Source organism: Nodosilinea sp. LEGE 06152 (assembly GCF_015207525.1).
Classification (GTDB): Bacteria; Cyanobacteriota; Cyanobacteriia; order Phormidesmidales; family Phormidesmidaceae; genus Nodosilinea.
In genome coordinates, this window is record NZ_JADEWR010000009.1 from 227,128 (window position 1) to 242,982 (window position 15,855).

17 protein-coding genes and 1 riboswitch are annotated in these 15,855 nt (G+C 56.7%); of the genes, 8 read left to right on the forward strand and 9 right to left on the reverse strand.

Annotated elements, in window-relative coordinates; translation table 11 throughout:
- Positions 1-18: 18 nt before the first annotated feature.
- Positions 19-828, forward strand: a complete 810-nt coding sequence (locus IQ265_RS14230) for a YsnF/AvaK domain-containing protein (protein WP_194054691.1) — start codon at positions 19-21, stop codon at positions 826-828.
- 141 nt (positions 829-969) lie between these two features.
- On the opposite strand, the gene pth is transcribed toward IQ265_RS14230, so the two are convergent.
- From pth to psbH, 3 genes are all read right to left on the reverse strand, one after another.
- On the reverse strand, positions 970-1,587 hold the full coding sequence (pth, locus tag IQ265_RS14235) for an aminoacyl-tRNA hydrolase (RefSeq protein WP_194054693.1): 618 nt from the start codon (positions 1,585-1,587) through the stop codon (positions 970-972).
- 22 nt (positions 1,588-1,609) lie between these two features.
- Positions 1,610-1,963, reverse strand: a complete 354-nt coding sequence (locus tag IQ265_RS14240; RefSeq protein ID WP_194054695.1) for a TatA/E family twin arginine-targeting protein translocase — start codon at positions 1,961-1,963, stop codon at positions 1,610-1,612.
- A 173-nt stretch (positions 1,964-2,136) separates the two neighbouring features.
- Positions 2,137-2,340, reverse strand: a complete 204-nt coding sequence (gene psbH, locus IQ265_RS14245; RefSeq protein ID WP_194054697.1) for a photosystem II reaction center protein PsbH — start codon at positions 2,338-2,340, stop codon at positions 2,137-2,139.
- 74 nt (positions 2,341-2,414) lie between these two features.
- On the opposite strand from psbH, the gene psbN reads away from it, so the two are divergent.
- From psbN to IQ265_RS14265, 4 genes are all read left to right on the forward strand, one after another.
- Positions 2,415-2,546, forward strand: a complete 132-nt coding sequence (gene psbN, locus IQ265_RS14250; protein WP_040697336.1) for a photosystem II reaction center protein PsbN — start codon at positions 2,415-2,417, stop codon at positions 2,544-2,546.
- 265 nt (positions 2,547-2,811) lie between these two features.
- The gene (gene rpsP, locus IQ265_RS14255) at positions 2,812-3,090 is read left to right on the forward strand and encodes a 30S ribosomal protein S16 (RefSeq protein WP_194054699.1); all 279 of its coding nucleotides are present in this window, start codon (positions 2,812-2,814) and stop codon (positions 3,088-3,090) included.
- A gap of 32 nt (positions 3,091-3,122) precedes the next feature.
- Entirely contained in the window at positions 3,123-3,467 is a 345-nt protein-coding gene (locus IQ265_RS14260) for a KH domain-containing protein (RefSeq protein ID WP_194054701.1), read from the forward strand.
- Between the two features lie 41 nt (positions 3,468-3,508).
- Entirely contained in the window at positions 3,509-4,492 is a 984-nt protein-coding gene (locus IQ265_RS14265) for a PhoH family protein (protein WP_194054702.1), read from the forward strand.
- Positions 4,493-4,551: 59 nt separating this feature from the next.
- Here the strand turns inward: IQ265_RS14265 and IQ265_RS14270 are convergent, their stop codons facing one another.
- Positions 4,552-5,421, reverse strand: a complete 870-nt coding sequence (locus IQ265_RS14270; protein WP_194054703.1) for a 6-carboxytetrahydropterin synthase — start codon at positions 5,419-5,421, stop codon at positions 4,552-4,554.
- 279 nt (positions 5,422-5,700) lie between these two features.
- Positions 5,701-5,786: riboswitch (Glutamine riboswitch) on the forward strand.
- Between the two features lie 45 nt (positions 5,787-5,831).
- Between IQ265_RS14270 and IQ265_RS14275 the strand changes: the two genes are divergently transcribed.
- Positions 5,832-6,248, forward strand: a complete 417-nt coding sequence (locus IQ265_RS14275) for a DUF4278 domain-containing protein (protein WP_194054704.1) — start codon at positions 5,832-5,834, stop codon at positions 6,246-6,248.
- Positions 6,249-6,461: 213 nt separating this feature from the next.
- Here IQ265_RS14275 and ybaK read toward each other — a convergent pair whose 3' ends face one another.
- The 3 genes from ybaK to IQ265_RS14290 all read right to left on the reverse strand — a co-directional run bounded on the left by ybaK (position 6,462) and on the right by IQ265_RS14290 (position 9,641).
- Entirely contained in the window at positions 6,462-6,944 is a 483-nt protein-coding gene (gene ybaK, locus IQ265_RS14280) for a Cys-tRNA(Pro) deacylase (protein ID WP_194054705.1), read from the reverse strand.
- 36 nt (positions 6,945-6,980) lie between these two features.
- Positions 6,981-7,280 (reverse strand): hypothetical protein, encoded by a 300-nt coding sequence (locus IQ265_RS14285; protein WP_194054706.1) that lies wholly within the window; start codon positions 7,278-7,280, stop codon positions 6,981-6,983.
- A gap of 189 nt (positions 7,281-7,469) precedes the next feature.
- Entirely contained in the window at positions 7,470-9,641 is a 2,172-nt protein-coding gene (locus IQ265_RS14290) for a glutamine synthetase III (RefSeq protein WP_194054707.1), read from the reverse strand.
- A gap of 948 nt (positions 9,642-10,589) precedes the next feature.
- On the opposite strand from IQ265_RS14290, the gene asnS reads away from it, so the two are divergent.
- Positions 10,590-11,975 (forward strand): asparagine--tRNA ligase, encoded by a 1,386-nt coding sequence (asnS, locus tag IQ265_RS14295; RefSeq protein ID WP_194054709.1) that lies wholly within the window; start codon positions 10,590-10,592, stop codon positions 11,973-11,975.
- Positions 11,976-12,175: 200 nt separating this feature from the next.
- Here the strand turns inward: asnS and IQ265_RS14300 are convergent, their stop codons facing one another.
- Positions 12,176-12,874 carry a PRC-barrel domain-containing protein gene (locus tag IQ265_RS14300; protein ID WP_194054711.1) on the reverse strand — a complete coding sequence of 233 codons (699 nt, stop codon included), beginning with the start codon at positions 12,872-12,874 and terminating at the stop codon, positions 12,176-12,178.
- A 143-nt stretch (positions 12,875-13,017) separates the two neighbouring features.
- Here IQ265_RS14300 and selD point away from each other — a divergent pair, with 143 nt between their 5' ends.
- Positions 13,018-15,282 carry a selenide, water dikinase SelD gene (selD, locus tag IQ265_RS14305; protein WP_194054713.1) on the forward strand — a complete coding sequence of 755 codons (2,265 nt, stop codon included), beginning with the start codon at positions 13,018-13,020 and terminating at the stop codon, positions 15,280-15,282.
- Between the two features lie 85 nt (positions 15,283-15,367).
- Here the strand turns inward: selD and IQ265_RS14310 are convergent, their stop codons facing one another.
- Entirely contained in the window at positions 15,368-15,766 is a 399-nt protein-coding gene (locus IQ265_RS14310; protein ID WP_194054723.1) for a gamma-glutamylcyclotransferase, read from the reverse strand.
- Positions 15,767-15,855: the final 89 nt, after the last annotated feature.

Below are 15,855 nucleotides of genomic sequence, written 5' to 3' on the forward strand. Positions count from 1 at the left end.
ATTCTCTCTGTAGCTGCTATGCCTGAACATCAATTGATTAACGGTTCTGTACTCGATCGCTCTGGCTCTCTAATTGGGACGGTCACTAGAGTGAATCCCCTCGCAGGAGGTGATTTTTCCCTGGTCGTGCAGCCTATTAATGAAGGACAGGCTGGGGCTGAAGTAACTATTGATAATAGCCAAATCAAGGGCATTGATGCCGAACGAAAAACGGTGACGGTCAATGCCGATCGTCAACAGCTAATCTCTAATGTCGGCAAAACTATTCAGCTGGTTGAAGAACGGTTAGTTGTTAACCGCAGACGCGTTAAAGTCGGTGAGATTAGCGTGCGCCGCGTAGTCGAGACAGAAATAGTAGAAGTTCCAATTCGGCGAGAAAAGCTAGTTGTTGAAAGAATTGGCGAGGGCGAGCCGCTAGTCGAGCTTAAGTTAGGCGAACCCCGCCTGCTGGGCAATGCGATCGCCTCTGGTTCTGGCTCTAACCCTAGCCCCGACGCTGGCATAGAGTCTCACACCCACGATCTAACCGCGATCGGCAACTTAAGCACTATTCGCGATGCCGTCAACTTTCTGGAAGCGGCCCAAACCCTAGATGACCACTGCGAAAAAATTAGAGTTTACATTTTTCTCAAGCAGCAGACGGGCCTAAAAGCCACAGTTCACCAGTTTGAGTCGTCTGAAACAGCAATTCAGGTGCTCCTAGGTCTGGAAATGGCATTGCTAAAGCGGTGTAGCAACGTTCGCCTAGAGCTGTTCTTAAACGATGACTCGATGATGCAAACCTATCAAAATCGGTTTGCCCAATATACGGCACCTACGGCACTATAGCCTGACCATTCGGGCGCGGCTGACAACCAGCGATCGCCCTAGGAAGCCCTATCTCGGATCGGCACGCCACTGAGCAGGTTTGACTCAACCGTGATTCGGATTTGGTAGGAGGCGCTGAGCTTTTTGTATAGCCCAAAAGGTTTAGCTGCCGCTCAAGTCGACGGGGTTGTAGAGGTTCATCGCTTTTTCGACCCCGTCGGTGGTGGCCTTTTCCAGCGCCCGCAGAGCTGTATCAACTACGGCATCCATGGTGGTACGCTCAGCTTTTGAGAAGTTACCCAGCACGTGGGAGACAACGGCCCCATCGCTGCCGCGATCGCTTGCCCCAATGCCAACCCGCAGGCGAGGAAAATCTTGGGTGCCCAGATGGGCGATCGCCGACTTCATGCCGTTATGCCCTCCGGCTGACCCCGATAGCCGCAGCCGCAGCCGACCCACCGGCAGATCCATGTCGTCGTAAACCACCAGCACCTGGGCTGGAGACAGCTTCAGCCAGTCTAGCGCCGCCCGCATCGACTGACCCGAGCGGTTCATGTAGGTGAGGGGTTTGAGCAAGTACACCTTCTCATGGCGGGGGCCAAAGCCCGCCCCGTATTCCGCCTGAAATCGTCGCTCTTGCTTAAGAGCGATAGCCCAAGTTTTGGAAAGGCGATCGACCACATCAAAGCCAATGTTGTGGCGGGTGCCCGCGTACTTGTCCCCCGGGTTTCCCAGCCCGACAATCAGGCAGGGGGTAGGGGGAGATAATGCTTCAGCCATAGCGCAACGGCCCCAGTCAACCTTACGTAGGAGAATTGGTTTCAGCCGACTCCTCGGGACTGCTGCCGTTGGTATCGCTGACCTCCACCGGGGTCTCGGCTACGGTGAGTTCGGCGTCAGCGGCGGCGTCCGGAGGTGTTAGCACCTTTTGCGACTCTGGCTCTAGCGTCGCCTTCATGGGCGTAGTGACAGCTTTTTCGATCTGCTGAGCTTCCTTCTTAAACTCCTCCTCAAACTCCCGCGAGGCATCCTGAAAACCCTTAATTGCCTTACCCAAGCTGCGGCCAATCTCAGGCAGCTTTTTAGGGCCAAACACCAGCAGTGCTAGCACTAAAATCAGCGCCATCTCTGGCAAACCCACACCAAAAACGTTCATAGGCCAACCCCAAGGGCAATTTGCGTGAACTACTGCTGTTATGCATGAAATGGCAAAAGAGGCCGGGTAGTCAAGGGTCTACGCCAGCCTCAGACAGGTAAATTCTGGATCTAAATCCAAATTTTGATTGCACAGGTCAGTGCCAAACCATCAAGGCTCAGCCCTCTAAATCCCTAGAGACCTACGCTGCGCCAGTCAACATCAAAGCTGTCTAGCACGATGGAAGAATTGTAAAGCTGCAAAATAATCAGCAAAAACACGAAGAACAGACCGATGAAAACGGCCATCACAGGGGTGGTGCCCCAACCGGGAGCAACCTTGCCGTACTCAGAATTGAGGGGCTTCAACACGTCTCCTAACCAAGTCCGTTGTGCCATGGATCCTTCCACAATCAACACTTTATAGTTCGTAATATTATAGGATGGAGTGGTTTCTTATTCTCATAAATCCTATGGAACCTGCAACAGTTCTTATCATTTCTGTCGCGACCGTGCTCGTTGCCGTTACCGGTTACTCAGTTTACATGTCTTTTGGGCCGCCCTCCAAACAGCTGGCTGACCCCTTCGACGATCACGAAGACTAGGGCACAAAGACCAGATACAAAGATTAGGGCTCGCCCAACGCCTAGCCCAATGTGTCAAACTCCAAGCACTAGACCAAAAGCCTGGGGCAAATTGGCAGGGTGCAGCTCACCAGACCTAGAGCTGCACCGAAACCTGTCTTTTGGCCGATCCGTTGCTGTCAGGGGTTTCTAATGCTAGGATTAGAAACTTGTGGATTCAGTTTGGCTGTCTCGTCATCATCCATTTGAGAACTCTTTCACCCTTACGATTGTTGCTCTAAACCCTATGATTAAGCTTCGACTCAAGCGTTTCGGTAAAAAGCGGGAAGTCAGCTACCGCATCGTGGTCATCAACAGCGCGGCCCGTCGTGATGGTCGCCCTCTGGAAGAAGTTGGCTTTTACAACCCTCGCACTGACGAAACTCGACTGGACGTTCCCGCCATCACGCGCCGCCTGGAGCAGGGTGCTGAGCCCACCAAAACCGTGCGGCACATCCTTGAAAAAGCCAACCTGCTCGAGCGGCACAAGGTTGAAGCCAAGGTCGAAGCTAAGGCCGAAGCCTAGATCGTTCACTGTCTTTAGCCCCCACCCCCGACATGGATAGCCCGGATTTCCCAGGTCTGGTTCGGTTTCTGGTAGAGCCCTTTTTAGACTCGCCCGACTCGTTGCGCATTGATTGCGAAGAAAACCCAGTTCAGGCCAAAGTGTGGATCAGAATCGCCTTTAAGGGCGATGAGCGAGGGAAGGTTTTTGGTCGGGGCGGGCGCAATATTCAGGCTATTCGCACCATCGTGCGCGCTACGGCAGCGCTATCGGGGTGGTCGGCCTACGTAGATGTTTACGGTGCCTCGGAGTCAGACAGTGGTTCTGACCGCAGGCCTTCCGCAGCATCGCAGCGATCGCCCGGTAAGCCAAAGCCACAGCTGCGGCCAAAACCCTAGAATGGTTATACATAAGCCTAAACGTTAGGCAACTGGTTTGGATGTCTACTCCCCTGCAGATTGAATTGCCCAGCCTGGAGGGTGCTCTGGCTCTGGCTGGTTACCGCGACGAAAACCTCAAACTCCTGGCTAGCCAAACTGGAGCATCTCTAGTGTTGCGCGGTCAGGAGTTATTTGTTGCGGGCACAGACAATGGCGTTGCTCTGGCCCAGCGGTTGGTGCAGGCCCTAGAGCCCCTGTGGAGCCAGGGCCAGCCCGTTACCAGCGCCGACATCATGACGGCTCGTCAGGCTCTCGATACCGATCGCGTTGACGAACTTCAGGCCATTCACCAGGATGTGGTGGCTCGCACCCGCCGAGGTGAGGTAATTCGGGCCAAGACCTTTCGCCAAAAGCGGTACGTCAAGGCTCTGCGCAGCACCGATATGGTGTTTTGTATTGGCCCAGCGGGCACCGGCAAAACCTTTCTGGCTACCCTGGTGGGGGTGCAGGCTCTGCTCAACAACGAGTTTGAGCGGTTGATTCTCACCCGTCCGGCGGTAGAAGCTGGCGAACGGCTGGGCTTTTTACCCGGCGACCTGCAGCAGAAGGTCAACCCCTACCTGCGCCCCCTCTACGACGCGCTCCACGAGCTGGTTGACCCCGAAAAAATTGCCAACCTGATGGAGCGCGGCATCATCGAAGTGGCTCCCCTAGCCTATATGCGAGGTCGCACCCTCAACAACGCTTTTGTAATTATGGATGAGGCTCAAAATACAACTCCGGGCCAGATGAAGATGGTGCTGACCCGCTTAGGGTTTAAATCGCGCATGGTGGTGACCGGCGATGTCACCCAAACCGACCTGCCCAGCGATCAAACCTCCGGCCTAGCGGTAGCCCAAAAAATCTTGCAGGGGGTTAACGGCATTGACTTTTGCCAGCTCAACCAGGCCGACGTAGTGCGCCACCCGCTGGTGCAGCGGATTGTGGCGGCCTACGAAACCTATGAGGGCACTAGCGCACCCCGCCGAGGCGGGAAACCCTAGCAGACCGCTTGAGCTGGGTACCGGGTTAGAAGAGGGGCAAAGTGCTTAACCTGTGCAGGCTACACAGCCGCCAGTTCTTCAGGGGCGGAGGTGGTCGCAGCCCCATTGCTGGGTACGGAGGCGTAGACTTCGGCGGAATTGTTGGGGCTTTCGATCAGCTTTACCTTGTGCAGGCTGGCTCTCAGCTCAGCGATCGGCCCTTGCAGCAAGTCGCGAATATGGACGGCGATGTTTTCGGCGGTAGGCACCACTTCGGCAAAGTAGGGGATGTCTTTGTTGAGGAAGGTGTGGTCAAAGGGCTCGACTACGTGCTCATCGATCGCAGCCTGCAGCGCAACTAGGTCGACCAGCATACCGGTGCGGGGGTCAATCTGGCCCTTGACGGTGACCTCTAAGTGGTAGTTGTGGCCGTGGCCGTGGGGGCGGGCGCACTTGCCGTAGATTTCGCAGTTTTCCTCGTAGCTGAGCCGGGGCGAGGCCAAGCGGTGAGCGGCGCTGAAGTGGGTGCTGACGGTGAGCAAAGCTTCCATGGCGTTACCTGAGTAGTCGGACCAGAGTTCGGGATGTTCAAAAAGCTGAATGTTGACGATGGGCAGGTGGGGGGCGAGGCGATCCCAAATTGCCTTGGCGATGAATTCTGTGGTGGGTAGCGTGTGCTGAAACTCGGGCCAGACCTCGTTGAGGTAGGCGAAATCGAGCTGGGCGGTGACTTCTTTTTTGATCACGTGCTTGACATCGGAGAGGTTGAGCACCATGCCGTACTCGTCGAGGTCGCCCTCCATGGCGACGTAGAGCACGTAGTTGTGGCCGTGGCCAGGGAAGTTGGTGCAGGGGCCAAACAGTCGAGCGTTTTCGGCATCGCTAAGCTCTGGTAGCCAGTAGCGGTGACTGGCAGAAAACTGCGCCCGACGGTTAATAGTGCATTTCATAGGAGGGGAAACCCCGTGAGGTGTAGCAGACAGTTGTTAAGTAACTGTTACATCTTCAGCATAGTGTAAATTGCTGTTCTTTGAAGGTTGAGCAAAGGGGGATAAAGATTGGCGCGGCTACGTAAAGAATTGCAGCCGGGCGATCGCCCCTACCTTCGCCCCAATCCCTTGCTCAGCAAGCTCTTTCTGGGGATAGATATTCACTGAAAATCAAATGCCATGACTTGTTGACATCAGGAATATTCGGTAAAATTGAATACAGAATACGTTGAATACGTTGACGTTCATCTTGTTGGCAAGTGTGGGGTAGCTGCTCCACTAGCCCTAGACGGAAGTAAGGAGACTGACTCCTGAAGGAACGCACCCTGCTTACGCAGTTTGTTAAATCCTTGGTCAACAGGAGACATTATATGAAACTCTGCTATCGCGGTGTGGAATACGACTACAATCCACCGTCGCTCGAAGTGAGTGAGAGTGAGCTAACTGGGCAATACCGGGGGCGTCCCCTCAAGTTTTCCTACGTCAGCCATTTGCCGGTGACTCAGCCGATTGGCAATTACACTTACCGTGGGGTCGCCTACAGCACCAATTGCTACGGGCAAGTGCAGCCTCCGGTTGCGGCTTCCCAGCGTCAGCCGATTTTTCAGGCTGGGCGGGTGGCTCCCGGCCGCGGTTTGCAGGCCCGGCGGCAGCTGCTGAGGGAGGCCGCAGAGGCCCATCGCGTCAACATTCAGCGATCGATTCAGCATCGCATTGAGGTGGCACGGGCCCAGGGCAACGACCAGCTTTTGCAGCAGCTTGAGGATGAGCTGCACCAGTTAGCCTAGCGACTGCCTAACCATCGAGTCAGCTCGGTAACTGAAGAGTAGGCTGATGCTTAGAAAGCCGACTACGGAGAGGTTGCCTGGTATGCATGGGTGGTAACAAGGCCAACACTGACTATTAATCAACTTTTGCCGTCACCTCAGCTTTGTGCTGTAGCTGGAGCAGTAAGGGGCATCTCTAAGGAGATGCCCTTTTTCTATAGGGGTAGGAGGACGTCACTGGGGATGGTTCTTGACCAGGACACCGACAGTTCCCTGGGTCGCCGCTAAGTAATCCTGGGGGGCTAGCCACAGCATGAGCCCCCGCTTGCCAGCCGATACCGCCACGGTCTTAAAGGCCAGAATCGAGTCATCCACGTAAACTGGGTAGGCTTTTTTAGTACCCAGGGCGGTGACGCCACCGCGAATGTAGCCGGTGAGGGGCTGCACGTCTTTGAGCGGTACAGTATCGGTTTTGCGATCGCCCGCCAGGGTCGCCAGGGCCTTTAGATCGAGCTGGGCGCTGCCGGGGATGACAGCGAGGCAGACCCCCGTGCGATCGCCTTTGGCCACCAGGGTCTTAAATACCTGCTCCGGCGGCAGGCCCAGCTTCTCGGCGGTGCTTTCGGCGGCCAGGTCGTCGGGGTCGACCTCGTACTCCAAAATCTGGTAAGGCAGCTTGAGGCGATCGAGAATGCGGGCGGCGTTGGTCTTACTCACAGGGCAATGGCAGGAATTGGCGAGGCATAAACAACTTTACTGCGCCATAAAGTTATTGGGCTTAACGCTTTCCCAAAGTGCCTGAATCTCATCCTCAGAGAAGGCATCTTCCCTTGCAGCTTCTGACAAGGCATCTAGCCTACTGTAAGCAAAGGTACGAGCCACGCGAACGAGATCGTCTTCGGGATAGGCCGGGTGCACCCAAACCACTAGCTGACTGGCTGGGATTCCATCTGAGATCAGACTAAAGATGACTTTGTGGTAAGGCTCTGAGAAGCCATCCCTGATAGTCCATCGCTCAATTTCAGCAAGCTCGACCGTGCTGGAATAGCGCATAAGGACGTCTTAAAAACACAACAGAAGTTCAATCCATACGCAATATAAAGCCCCCAGCCGCTTTCTGAAAGAGAGATAGCTGAGGGCTTCAAAGAACTAAACGCATGCCCGGCATCAGAAACGAGAATTTTTGCAATGGACAGAACTAACCATGCAAAATCCCTCGTGAGGGCAAACCACCGTTTGCCCCTACTTGATAAACAGCATCTCCTGGTAGGTAGGTAGGGGCCAGAGATCGTCGGCCACTTCGCCTTCGAGGACATCGGCATACTCCCGCACCTGGTCCATCAGAGGGCGAATGGTTTGAGCGCAGAACTGCATGTGCTCTTCTACCGACATGAAGTGTTTGGTCATCATATCGCTCAGCTCGCCCACCGAGGCCATCATCGACTGGGTGAGTTCGGCTACCTTGACCACGCTGTCTTTGCCAAACTCAATGCCCATACCGCTGAGGCTGTCGATGGTTTTAGCCAGTTCGCCCATATAGCGCATGGCAGCGGGGTAGATGATGGTTTTGGCCATGCTGATTACCAGTTTGGCCTCGACCTCGATGTGCTGAATGTACTGCTCGGAGTAGGCCTCAAAGCGGCTGCCCAACTCTACCGGAGTGAGCACGTTTTCTTTGGAGAACAGGTCTTCGATGTACTGCTCACGCAGCACCGGCAGGGCGTCGGCGGTGGTGCGCAGGTTGAGCAGGCCCCGCTCGTTGACGGCCATTTCGTGCCACTCACTGGAGTAGCCATTGCCGTTAAACACCACGGCCCCGTGGTCGCGAATCACATCGCGCAGAATGTCGTGGATGGCGACGTTGAGCTCTACGCCGCTGTTCAACTTGGCCTCCAGCTGATCGGCCATCCAGTCGAGCGAGTCGGCCAAAATGGTGTTCATCGCCACCAGCGGCCCCGAGACCGACTGACCCGAGCCCACCGCGCGAAACTCAAACCGGTTGCCGGTAAAGGCAAAGGGAGAGGTGCGGTTGCGATCGCCCGCATCCTTAGTAAATTTTGGCAGGGTGGGCACCCCCAGATCCATCTCGCCCTTAGCCTGGCAGCCAGTGACTTCCCCCGAGGCGATCTGGTCAAACACATCCTGCAGCTGGCTGCCCAGGTAGATCGAAATAATCGCGGGCGGGGCTTCGTTGGCCCCCAGTCGGTGGTCGTTGCTGGCGCTGGCAATAACTGCCCGCATCAGCGGCCCGTACTTGTGCACGCCGCGAATTACTGCGCCACAGAACACCAGAAACTGCGCGTTAGAGTGGGGCGTATCGCCGGGGTCGAGCAGGTTGCCCTGGGTGGCGTTGCCCACCGACCAGTTGACGTGCTTGCCCGAGCCGTTGATGCCCGCAAAGGGCTTTTCGTGCAGCAGGCACAGAAAGCCGTGCTTTTTGGCGGTGTTGCGCAGCACGGTCATGATCAGCTGCTGGTGGTCGCTGGCGACGTTGGCGGCCTCAAAGAAGGGGGCGATCTCAAACTGGCCGGGGGCCACCTCGTTGTGGCGAGTTTTGGCCGGAATGCCCAGGCGGTAGAGCTTTTCCTCCACATCCTGCATGAAGATCTGCACGCGCTCAGGAATTGCGCCGAAGTAGTGGTCGTCAAACTGCTGACCCTTGGCGGGCGACTTGCCAAACAGGGTGCGGCCCGCCAGCAGAAGATCCGGGCGCACGGTGGCGAAGCTGGCATCGACCAAGAAATATTCCTGCTCAGCGCCGCAGCTGGAGTTGACCGGGGCTACCTCGCTGTGGCCCAGCAGCTTGAGGACGCGGGTAGCGGCCTTGCTCATGGCGGCGTTGGAGCGCAGCAGCGGGGTTTTTTTGTCCAGCGCTTCCCCAGTCCACGACACAAACACCGTAGGAATGCAGAGAGTGACGCCGTTGTCGGTCTCCATCACGAAGGCGGGGCTGGTCACATCCCAGGCGGTGTAGCCCCGGGCCTCAAAGGTAGAGCGAATGCCGCCGTTGGGGAAGCTTGACCCATCGGGCTCGCCCTGCACCAGCACCTTGCCTGAAAATTCTGAGATCACCGATCCATCGCTCTGTACTGAAATAAAGCCGTCGTGCTTCTCGGCGGTGGCGTTAGTGAGCGGGTAGAACATGTGGGAGTAGTAAAGCGCCCCCTTAGAGATGGCCCAGTCTTTCATAGCCACCGCCACTACATCGGCCACCGACATATCGAGGGTAGCCCCGGTGGTGATGGTCTTTTGCAGCGATTTGAATACCGACTTGGGCAAACACTCCTGCATTTTGCTGAGGCTAAAAACGTCTTTGGCCCACAGGTCTTCGAGCCGCCCTGGTGTGTTTACCGCCACCTTAGGACGGCTAGCAATGCTGGCAATGGCCTGGGCGCGCAGCTCGTTTCCACTCATAACAATCTCCTAGTAATTGAATGCATTATGACCGTGGGGCGTAACATTTTGGTCAATCTAGGCAGGCCCACCTCCTGCGCCAGATTGTGAAGAAGCAAGTAGCCAGCTGGCCCAAACCCGCCGACAAGACGTGCGCTTATCACCCAAACAGGGATAACTAACGCTGCTACACGAGGGCGATCGCCCCTGCTTTGGCATTAGAAAAGCCTGAGAAGTTTACCGTTAGACAGCCTTAGAGAACCCACATCACAACGGCAGAAACTGGCAACCCCTTGACGGGAAATCTCTGGTTGTCATGCTTATCGTCTTAGTGGTCTAAAAGAACCCCTCAGACAAACCCAACGTCGCTGATATAGCTGGTCTGGGTTGCTGTCTAGAGCGGCTGGCCAAATTTAAGGCTCATCCAGCACCCTGCACCAAACTGATACCGAGACTGACAAACTTTGAAAGATTTGAACCCAAAAGCCCACGTAACCATTCTGTGGAGAGACATTACCGTTGCGGGTGTTGTCGCCAATTCTTCGCTCCTAGACGTCATCTAAATCTCTAGGCTCTGGCGACAACCAACAGTGAAAACCTAGGGAAATTTGCACTTTGGATAGTAAGGGCAAAGGATGGGGGCTTTTGTAGCTACAACTACGTTTGCCGGTTCTTTCAGCTTCCCTAAAGGCTGCCCTGGGGAAACTGGGCGCAGGTGTTGCTGACTTGAGGCATAGATCTGCAGTGGCGATAGCCTCGCGTCGCTCTCTAAAGACTCGCATTCCAGGGACTTTGAGACGCCACTCCCCCCAGGTTTAGGAGGCAACCCTGTTGGCGATTAGCCATGCCGAGGCTGTAAACCCGCGATCGCCCCCCGAGGTTTGTTGCCGCTGGCCATGCCCGGACGGGCCGCAGTGGGTCAGAATAGGTAACAACCTGTGTCAACCTACTACAGAACCCCCTACGACTATGCCGCGCATTCGAGACATTTTGCACGCTGGTGAACCGGGCCACACCGCTACCGTCCAGGGCTGGGTGCGCACCAAGCGCGAGGCCAAAGGAATTACCTTTGTGGAGGTGAACGACGGATCGTCGATGGTGGGGCTACAGGTGGTGCTCAACGCCGACATGACCGACTACGACACGGTGGTCAAAGACCTCACTACCGGCTCCTCGGTGGAGATTGGCGGCACTTTGGTAGAGTCGCCCGGTAAGGGCCAGCGGGTTGAGCTGCAGGCCAGCTCGATTACCGTATTCGGCACCGCCGACGGGGAGACCTACCCCCTGCAGAAAAAGCGCCACTCGTTTGAGTACCTGCGCACGCTGGGGCACCTCAGGTCGCGCACCAACACGCTGGGGGCAGTCTTTCGGGTGCGTAACGCCTGCGCCCAGGCAATTCACCAGTTCTTTCGCGATCGCAACTTTCTCTGGATTCACACCCCCATCATTACCGCCAGCGACTGTGAGGGCGCAGGCGAAATGTTTGCCGTCACGGGTTTGAATTTAGCCAATCCTCCTAAAACTAAAGACGGTTCCATAGACTACAGCCAGGATTTCTTTGGCAAGCCCGCCTACCTCACCGTCAGCGGCCAGCTCGAAGCCGAAATTATGGCGATGGCCTTTACCGATGTCTACACCTTTGGCCCCACCTTCCGGGCCGAAAACTCCAATACCTCCCGCCACCTGGCCGAGTTCTGGATGGTGGAGCCGGAAAAAGCCTTTTGTGACCTGATCGGCAACATGGACCTGGCGGAAGAATTTCTCAAGTACATCTTCCGCTCGGTGCTGGAGCATTGCCCTGAAGATATGGAGTTTTTCAACGATCGCATTGACAACACAGTGCTAGCTACCGCCGACAACATTATCAACAACACCTTTGAGCGCATCACCTACACCGACGCGGTGAAGCTGCTGCAGAAAGCCGACAAAACCTTTGAGTTTCCGGTCGAGTGGGGCATTGACCTACAGTCGGAGCACGAGCGCTATCTAGCGGAAGACCTGTTCAAAAAGCCCACCATCGTCACCGACTACCCCACCGGCATCAAAGCCTTTTACATGCGCCTCAATGACGGCGGCGAGACCGTGGCAGCGATGGACGTGCTAGCCCCCAAGGTGGGCGAAATCATTGGCGGCTCCCAGCGAGAGGAGCGCCTCGACGTGCTGGAGCGCCGCATTGTCGAGGCGGGTTTGCCCCTGGAAGACTACTGGTGGTACCTCGACCTGCGCCGCTTTGGCACAGTGCCCCACGCGGGCTTTGGCCTCGGCTTCGAGCGCCTGGTGCAGTTTATGACCGGCATGGGCAACATCCGCGATGTCATCCCCTTCCCCCGCACCCCCGACAGCATCGAGTTTTAAGAAAATCGTAATTGCTCAACTGGGTTGGCGGGTACCAGGTGAAGAGCGAGGGCGGCAGACTTTTGTTATAAAACTCTGCCGCCCTTAAAAAGACTTTGGGCAGGCTTTCCCTACCCTTTCCTCAAGGAAAATCAGTGTTGTAGCATGTGCAGCATTTTCCATTCAGGAACCGCTATGAGCTACTCCAGGCGCGGCTAATTTTATTGATAACGACGCGCGATCAAACGCTCTTCGTAAGAACGCAAAAGGCCGTGATTATCTTCTTCGCTGAGGCCGTAGTAGCTCATTTCCTGGTCGTAGATGCTGGGGCTGTGCTGAGGCATGTCAGCGTTGTGGACAGCGGTTGGTCGGTTTTCTACGGTGGTGCGATCGCTTCCGGTCAGAGGCCCCATTCGCCGCAGGTCGCCTTCATCTGCGCCAGTGGCCCCGGTATTGCCAAGCGGCGGCATGCGGCGCAGATCTCCCGCAGCCACCTGGGTTTGCCGGTCAGCACCGTAGTTGTTACCTAAAAATTGACGGTTAGAACGACCCTGAGCAATGGGTTGGTACACCTTCCTAACTTGCTCTTCGTGGTGTTCGTCTACCACCATGTCGTCGTTGTATTTGGGCAGATGTTCAACCTGTGATTTAGTCAAATCATCTACATAGATGCGGTTTTGATCGTAATCAAACCGGGCTAGGCCAATGGGCAGCAGTACGCTCTTGCCAAAAATCCAGGGTCCGGTATCTACGACTAAGTAGCGAAAACAACCGGAGTCGTCGACCAGTAAGTCTTTGGCTGAACCCACCTTGTCCTCACCCTGGGCGTAGACAGAATAGGAACCGATTCTATCCATTTGCCCGTCAGCTAGGGTTTCGCTGTAGTCAGGATAGTAATCTTTGAGTCGATGTAAAGGCATACTAGCCTCCCTAAGTTCTGCTCCTATCGACTACTTTATCGGGGCAGGTTTTCGCCTCCATCACCCGAGCGATAGGCAAGTCTAGCCCCAGTGGGCATACATTAGGTCAAGGGGCAGCAGTTTATGGGTAGCGGTAGATCGTGATGCAGGTTGAACCAACCCTGACAACAGATGTGGTGCTAGTGGGCGGCGGCCACACCCACGCCCTGGTGCTGCGGCGCTGGGGTATGGCTCCCCTGCCGGGGGTGCGGCTAACTCTGCTGACGGACTTGGTCGACACGCCCTACTCGGGCATGCTGCCCAGCTATGTGGCCGGGCGCTACAGCTTTGATGAAGCCCACATAGACCTGCGGCCTCTCACCCGCTTTGCCCAGTGCCGCCTGATTGTCGATCGCGCGGTGGGGCTCGACCTGGCCCAGCAGCGGGTGCTGTGCGCCAACCATCCCCCCCTTGCCTACGATGTGCTGTCGGTTGACACGGGCAGCACCCCGGCAACGCTGTCGGTGCCGGGGGCAGCGGAATATGCGATCGCGGCCAAGCCGGTGCCCGCTCTGCTGCGCCAGTGGCAACACCTGGTGGAAAGCGTGGCGGCGAATCCTCAAAAACCACTCACCCTAGCGGTGGTAGGCGGTGGTGTAGGCGGCGTGGAGCTAACCATTGGTCTGCAGGAACGGCTGCTGGGGCTGCTAGATACCTTGGGCCAACCAACGACTAACCTAGCGATGCACCTGTTTCACCGGGGCGAAGAACTCGCTGCCGAACGCAATCGGTGGACGCGCCGCCGGTTGGAGCGGGTGCTGCGATCGCGCCACATTCACCTTCACCTCAGCGAAGAAGTCAAGGAAATTCGTCTGAACGAAGGCAGCGATCAGCGGGTGGTGATAGGAAAATCGGGGCTGGCGGTGGAGTGCGATCGCGTCTTTTGGGTCACCAGCGCCGCCGCCCCCGAATGGCTCCAAGAGTCTGGCCTCTCACTCACTGACCAAGGGTTTATCCAGGTGAGCGATACCCTGCAAACCCTCTCTCACCCCAACGTGTTTGCGGTGGGCGACGTGGCCACCATGGTGAACCATCCCCGTCCCAAAGCCGGGGTGTTTGCCGTGCGCCAGGGGCCGCCCCTGACCGACAACCTGCGCCGCTCTGTGCAGGGCAAGCCGCTCAAACCCTTTCGCCCCCAGCGTCAGTTTCTCAGCCTGATCGAAACCGGCGACGGCAGTGCGATCGCCGATCGCGGTCTCTTGTCAATCCAGTCACCCCTGGCCCACCGCTGGAAAGACCACATCGATCGCAAATTCATGGCCCGCTTTAGCAACCTGCCCGTCGGTCAGATGCCGCCAGCTAAAACTCCCGCCCCAGCGATCAAGCCACCGCCGCCCTGCGCAGGCTGCGGCTCTAAGGTGGGCAGCACCGCCCTGACCGAAGCCCTCCGTCGGGTACGCCAAGACTTTCCCGAGGTGGCCAGCGACGCCGTGTTAATTGGTCTAGACGCCCCCGACGATGCAGCCGTAGTCACCGTGCCGCCAGGGCAGGTCATGGTGCAGACCGTCGATTACTTCACTGCACTAATCGACGATCCGTTTATCCTTGCCCAGATTTGCCTCAAACACTGCCTGGGGGATCTTTACGCCATGGGTGCCCAGCCCCACACGGTGCTGGCCCTGGTGCAGGTGCCCTACGCCACCCCAGCTAAGCAGGCCGACACGCTCTACCAAATTCTAGCGGGCACCTACAAAGGTTTGCTGGCCGCTAATACTCCGCTGGTGGGTGGCCACACCGTTGTAGGCCCTCAGCTGGCCCTGGGTTTTGCCTGCAACGGCATCGCCAGCCCCGATGCCCTGCTGCGCAAAGGGGGCATGCAGCCCAACGATGTGCTGATTCTCACTCAGCCCTTGGGCACGGGTACATTATTTGCCGCCGACATGCAGGGTAAAGCCAAGGGTCGGTGGATTGAAGCGGCGATCGCCCACATGCTCACCCCCAACCAGGCCGCCGCTGCCATCTTTCGCACCCACGGAGCTACGGCCTGCACCGATGTCACCGGCTTTGGCCTGGCCGGGCACCTGCTCGAAATGGTGCGCGCTTCTCAGGTCGCCGCCACCCTAAACCTCGATGCGCTCCCCGTTCTAGCGGGTGCCGCTAAAACCTTGGCCGCAGGCATTGCCAGTACTCTCCAGCCCCAAAACCTCCACGCCGCCGAATTTATAGATCCTGCTGAATCCAGCCACCCCCTTTACCCGCTGTTATTTGACCCTCAGACTGCAGGCGGGCTGCTTGCCTCTATACCTGCTGCCGCCGCCCAAGCTTGTCTGTCTGATCTACATTGCCAGGGCTACGCCCATGCCGCCATTATCGGCCAGGCAAAAAAGCGTTCACACTCTAAGGTCTTCCTAGAGCTTAAAAGTGCCTAAAACTTTAGCTAACCCAGCAAGATCGGCCAGGGGCGAACGGCACTCCTAACCGCCTTAGCTATTTAACCAAAAGACATTTTTTTGCTTACGCTGTCGCGGCTTTGTAGGCGGCCCAGCCACCGTAGCTCGAAATATCGGGCCAGCTGTGCTCATCAATCAGTTCTTTGGGGTAGAGAAAGGCGATCGCAGTTCCCCCATCCACCAGCTTGACCTCATGGGGATACATGTGCGGCGGCTCGTTGTCTTTCAGGTAAGCGTACTGCTCCGCCGTCATCACATACAGCTCCCCCGGAATCGCAATCCCATCGGCTTCAACCTCGTAAATGCCGGGATGCCAGCCCTCTTTCACCGCGTGCAAACGGTAGATGGGAGCCGTTTCGGTCGCTCCCACAAACTCGGCATTCTGCAAATTTTGGTTGTCGGGCTGACCGCGCAGGGCCGAACCACAAATAAAGACTGTGACAGTTTCGGTAGAGTCAGTCATGGCAAACGTTCCAGTACCAGGGATAGCGCAAAAGAGGTTCCAGACTACAACCTTAGAGGATCACGCTACCCCCGACACATCTTTTTGTA

Bases quoted from the DNA above. Each gene is read 5' to 3' on its own strand.
- selD (WP_194054713.1), top strand. From the start codon at position 13,018: ATGCAGGTTGAACCAACCCTGACAACAGATGTGGTGCTAGTGGGCGGC.
- rpsP (WP_194054699.1), top strand. From the start codon at position 2,812: ATGATTAAGCTTCGACTCAAGCGTTTCGGTAAAAAGCGGGAAGTCAGC.
- asnS (WP_194054709.1), top strand. From the start codon at position 10,590: ATGCCGCGCATTCGAGACATTTTGCACGCTGGTGAACCGGGCCACACC.
- psbN (WP_040697336.1), top strand. From the start codon at position 2,415: ATGGAACCTGCAACAGTTCTTATCATTTCTGTCGCGACCGTGCTCGTT.
- psbH (WP_194054697.1), bottom strand. From the start codon at position 2,340: ATGGCACAACGGACTTGGTTAGGAGACGTGTTGAAGCCCCTCAATTCT.
- IQ265_RS14290 (WP_194054707.1), bottom strand. From the start codon at position 9,641: ATGAGTGGAAACGAGCTGCGCGCCCAGGCCATTGCCAGCATTGCTAGC.
- IQ265_RS14300 (WP_194054711.1), bottom strand. From the start codon at position 12,874: ATGCCTTTACATCGACTCAAAGATTACTATCCTGACTACAGCGAAACC.
- IQ265_RS14265 (WP_194054702.1), top strand. From the start codon at position 3,509: ATGTCTACTCCCCTGCAGATTGAATTGCCCAGCCTGGAGGGTGCTCTG.
- pth (WP_194054693.1), bottom strand. From the start codon at position 1,587: ATGGCTGAAGCATTATCTCCCCCTACCCCCTGCCTGATTGTCGGGCTG.
- IQ265_RS14260 (WP_194054701.1), top strand. From the start codon at position 3,123: ATGGATAGCCCGGATTTCCCAGGTCTGGTTCGGTTTCTGGTAGAGCCC.
- IQ265_RS14240 (WP_194054695.1), bottom strand. From the start codon at position 1,963: ATGAACGTTTTTGGTGTGGGTTTGCCAGAGATGGCGCTGATTTTAGTG.
- IQ265_RS14275 (WP_194054704.1), top strand. From the start codon at position 5,832: ATGAAACTCTGCTATCGCGGTGTGGAATACGACTACAATCCACCGTCG.
- IQ265_RS14310 (WP_194054723.1), bottom strand. From the start codon at position 15,766: ATGACTGACTCTACCGAAACTGTCACAGTCTTTATTTGTGGTTCGGCC.
- IQ265_RS14270 (WP_194054703.1), bottom strand. From the start codon at position 5,421: ATGAAATGCACTATTAACCGTCGGGCGCAGTTTTCTGCCAGTCACCGC.
- IQ265_RS14285 (WP_194054706.1), bottom strand. From the start codon at position 7,280: ATGCGCTATTCCAGCACGGTCGAGCTTGCTGAAATTGAGCGATGGACT.
- IQ265_RS14230 (WP_194054691.1), top strand. From the start codon at position 19: ATGCCTGAACATCAATTGATTAACGGTTCTGTACTCGATCGCTCTGGC.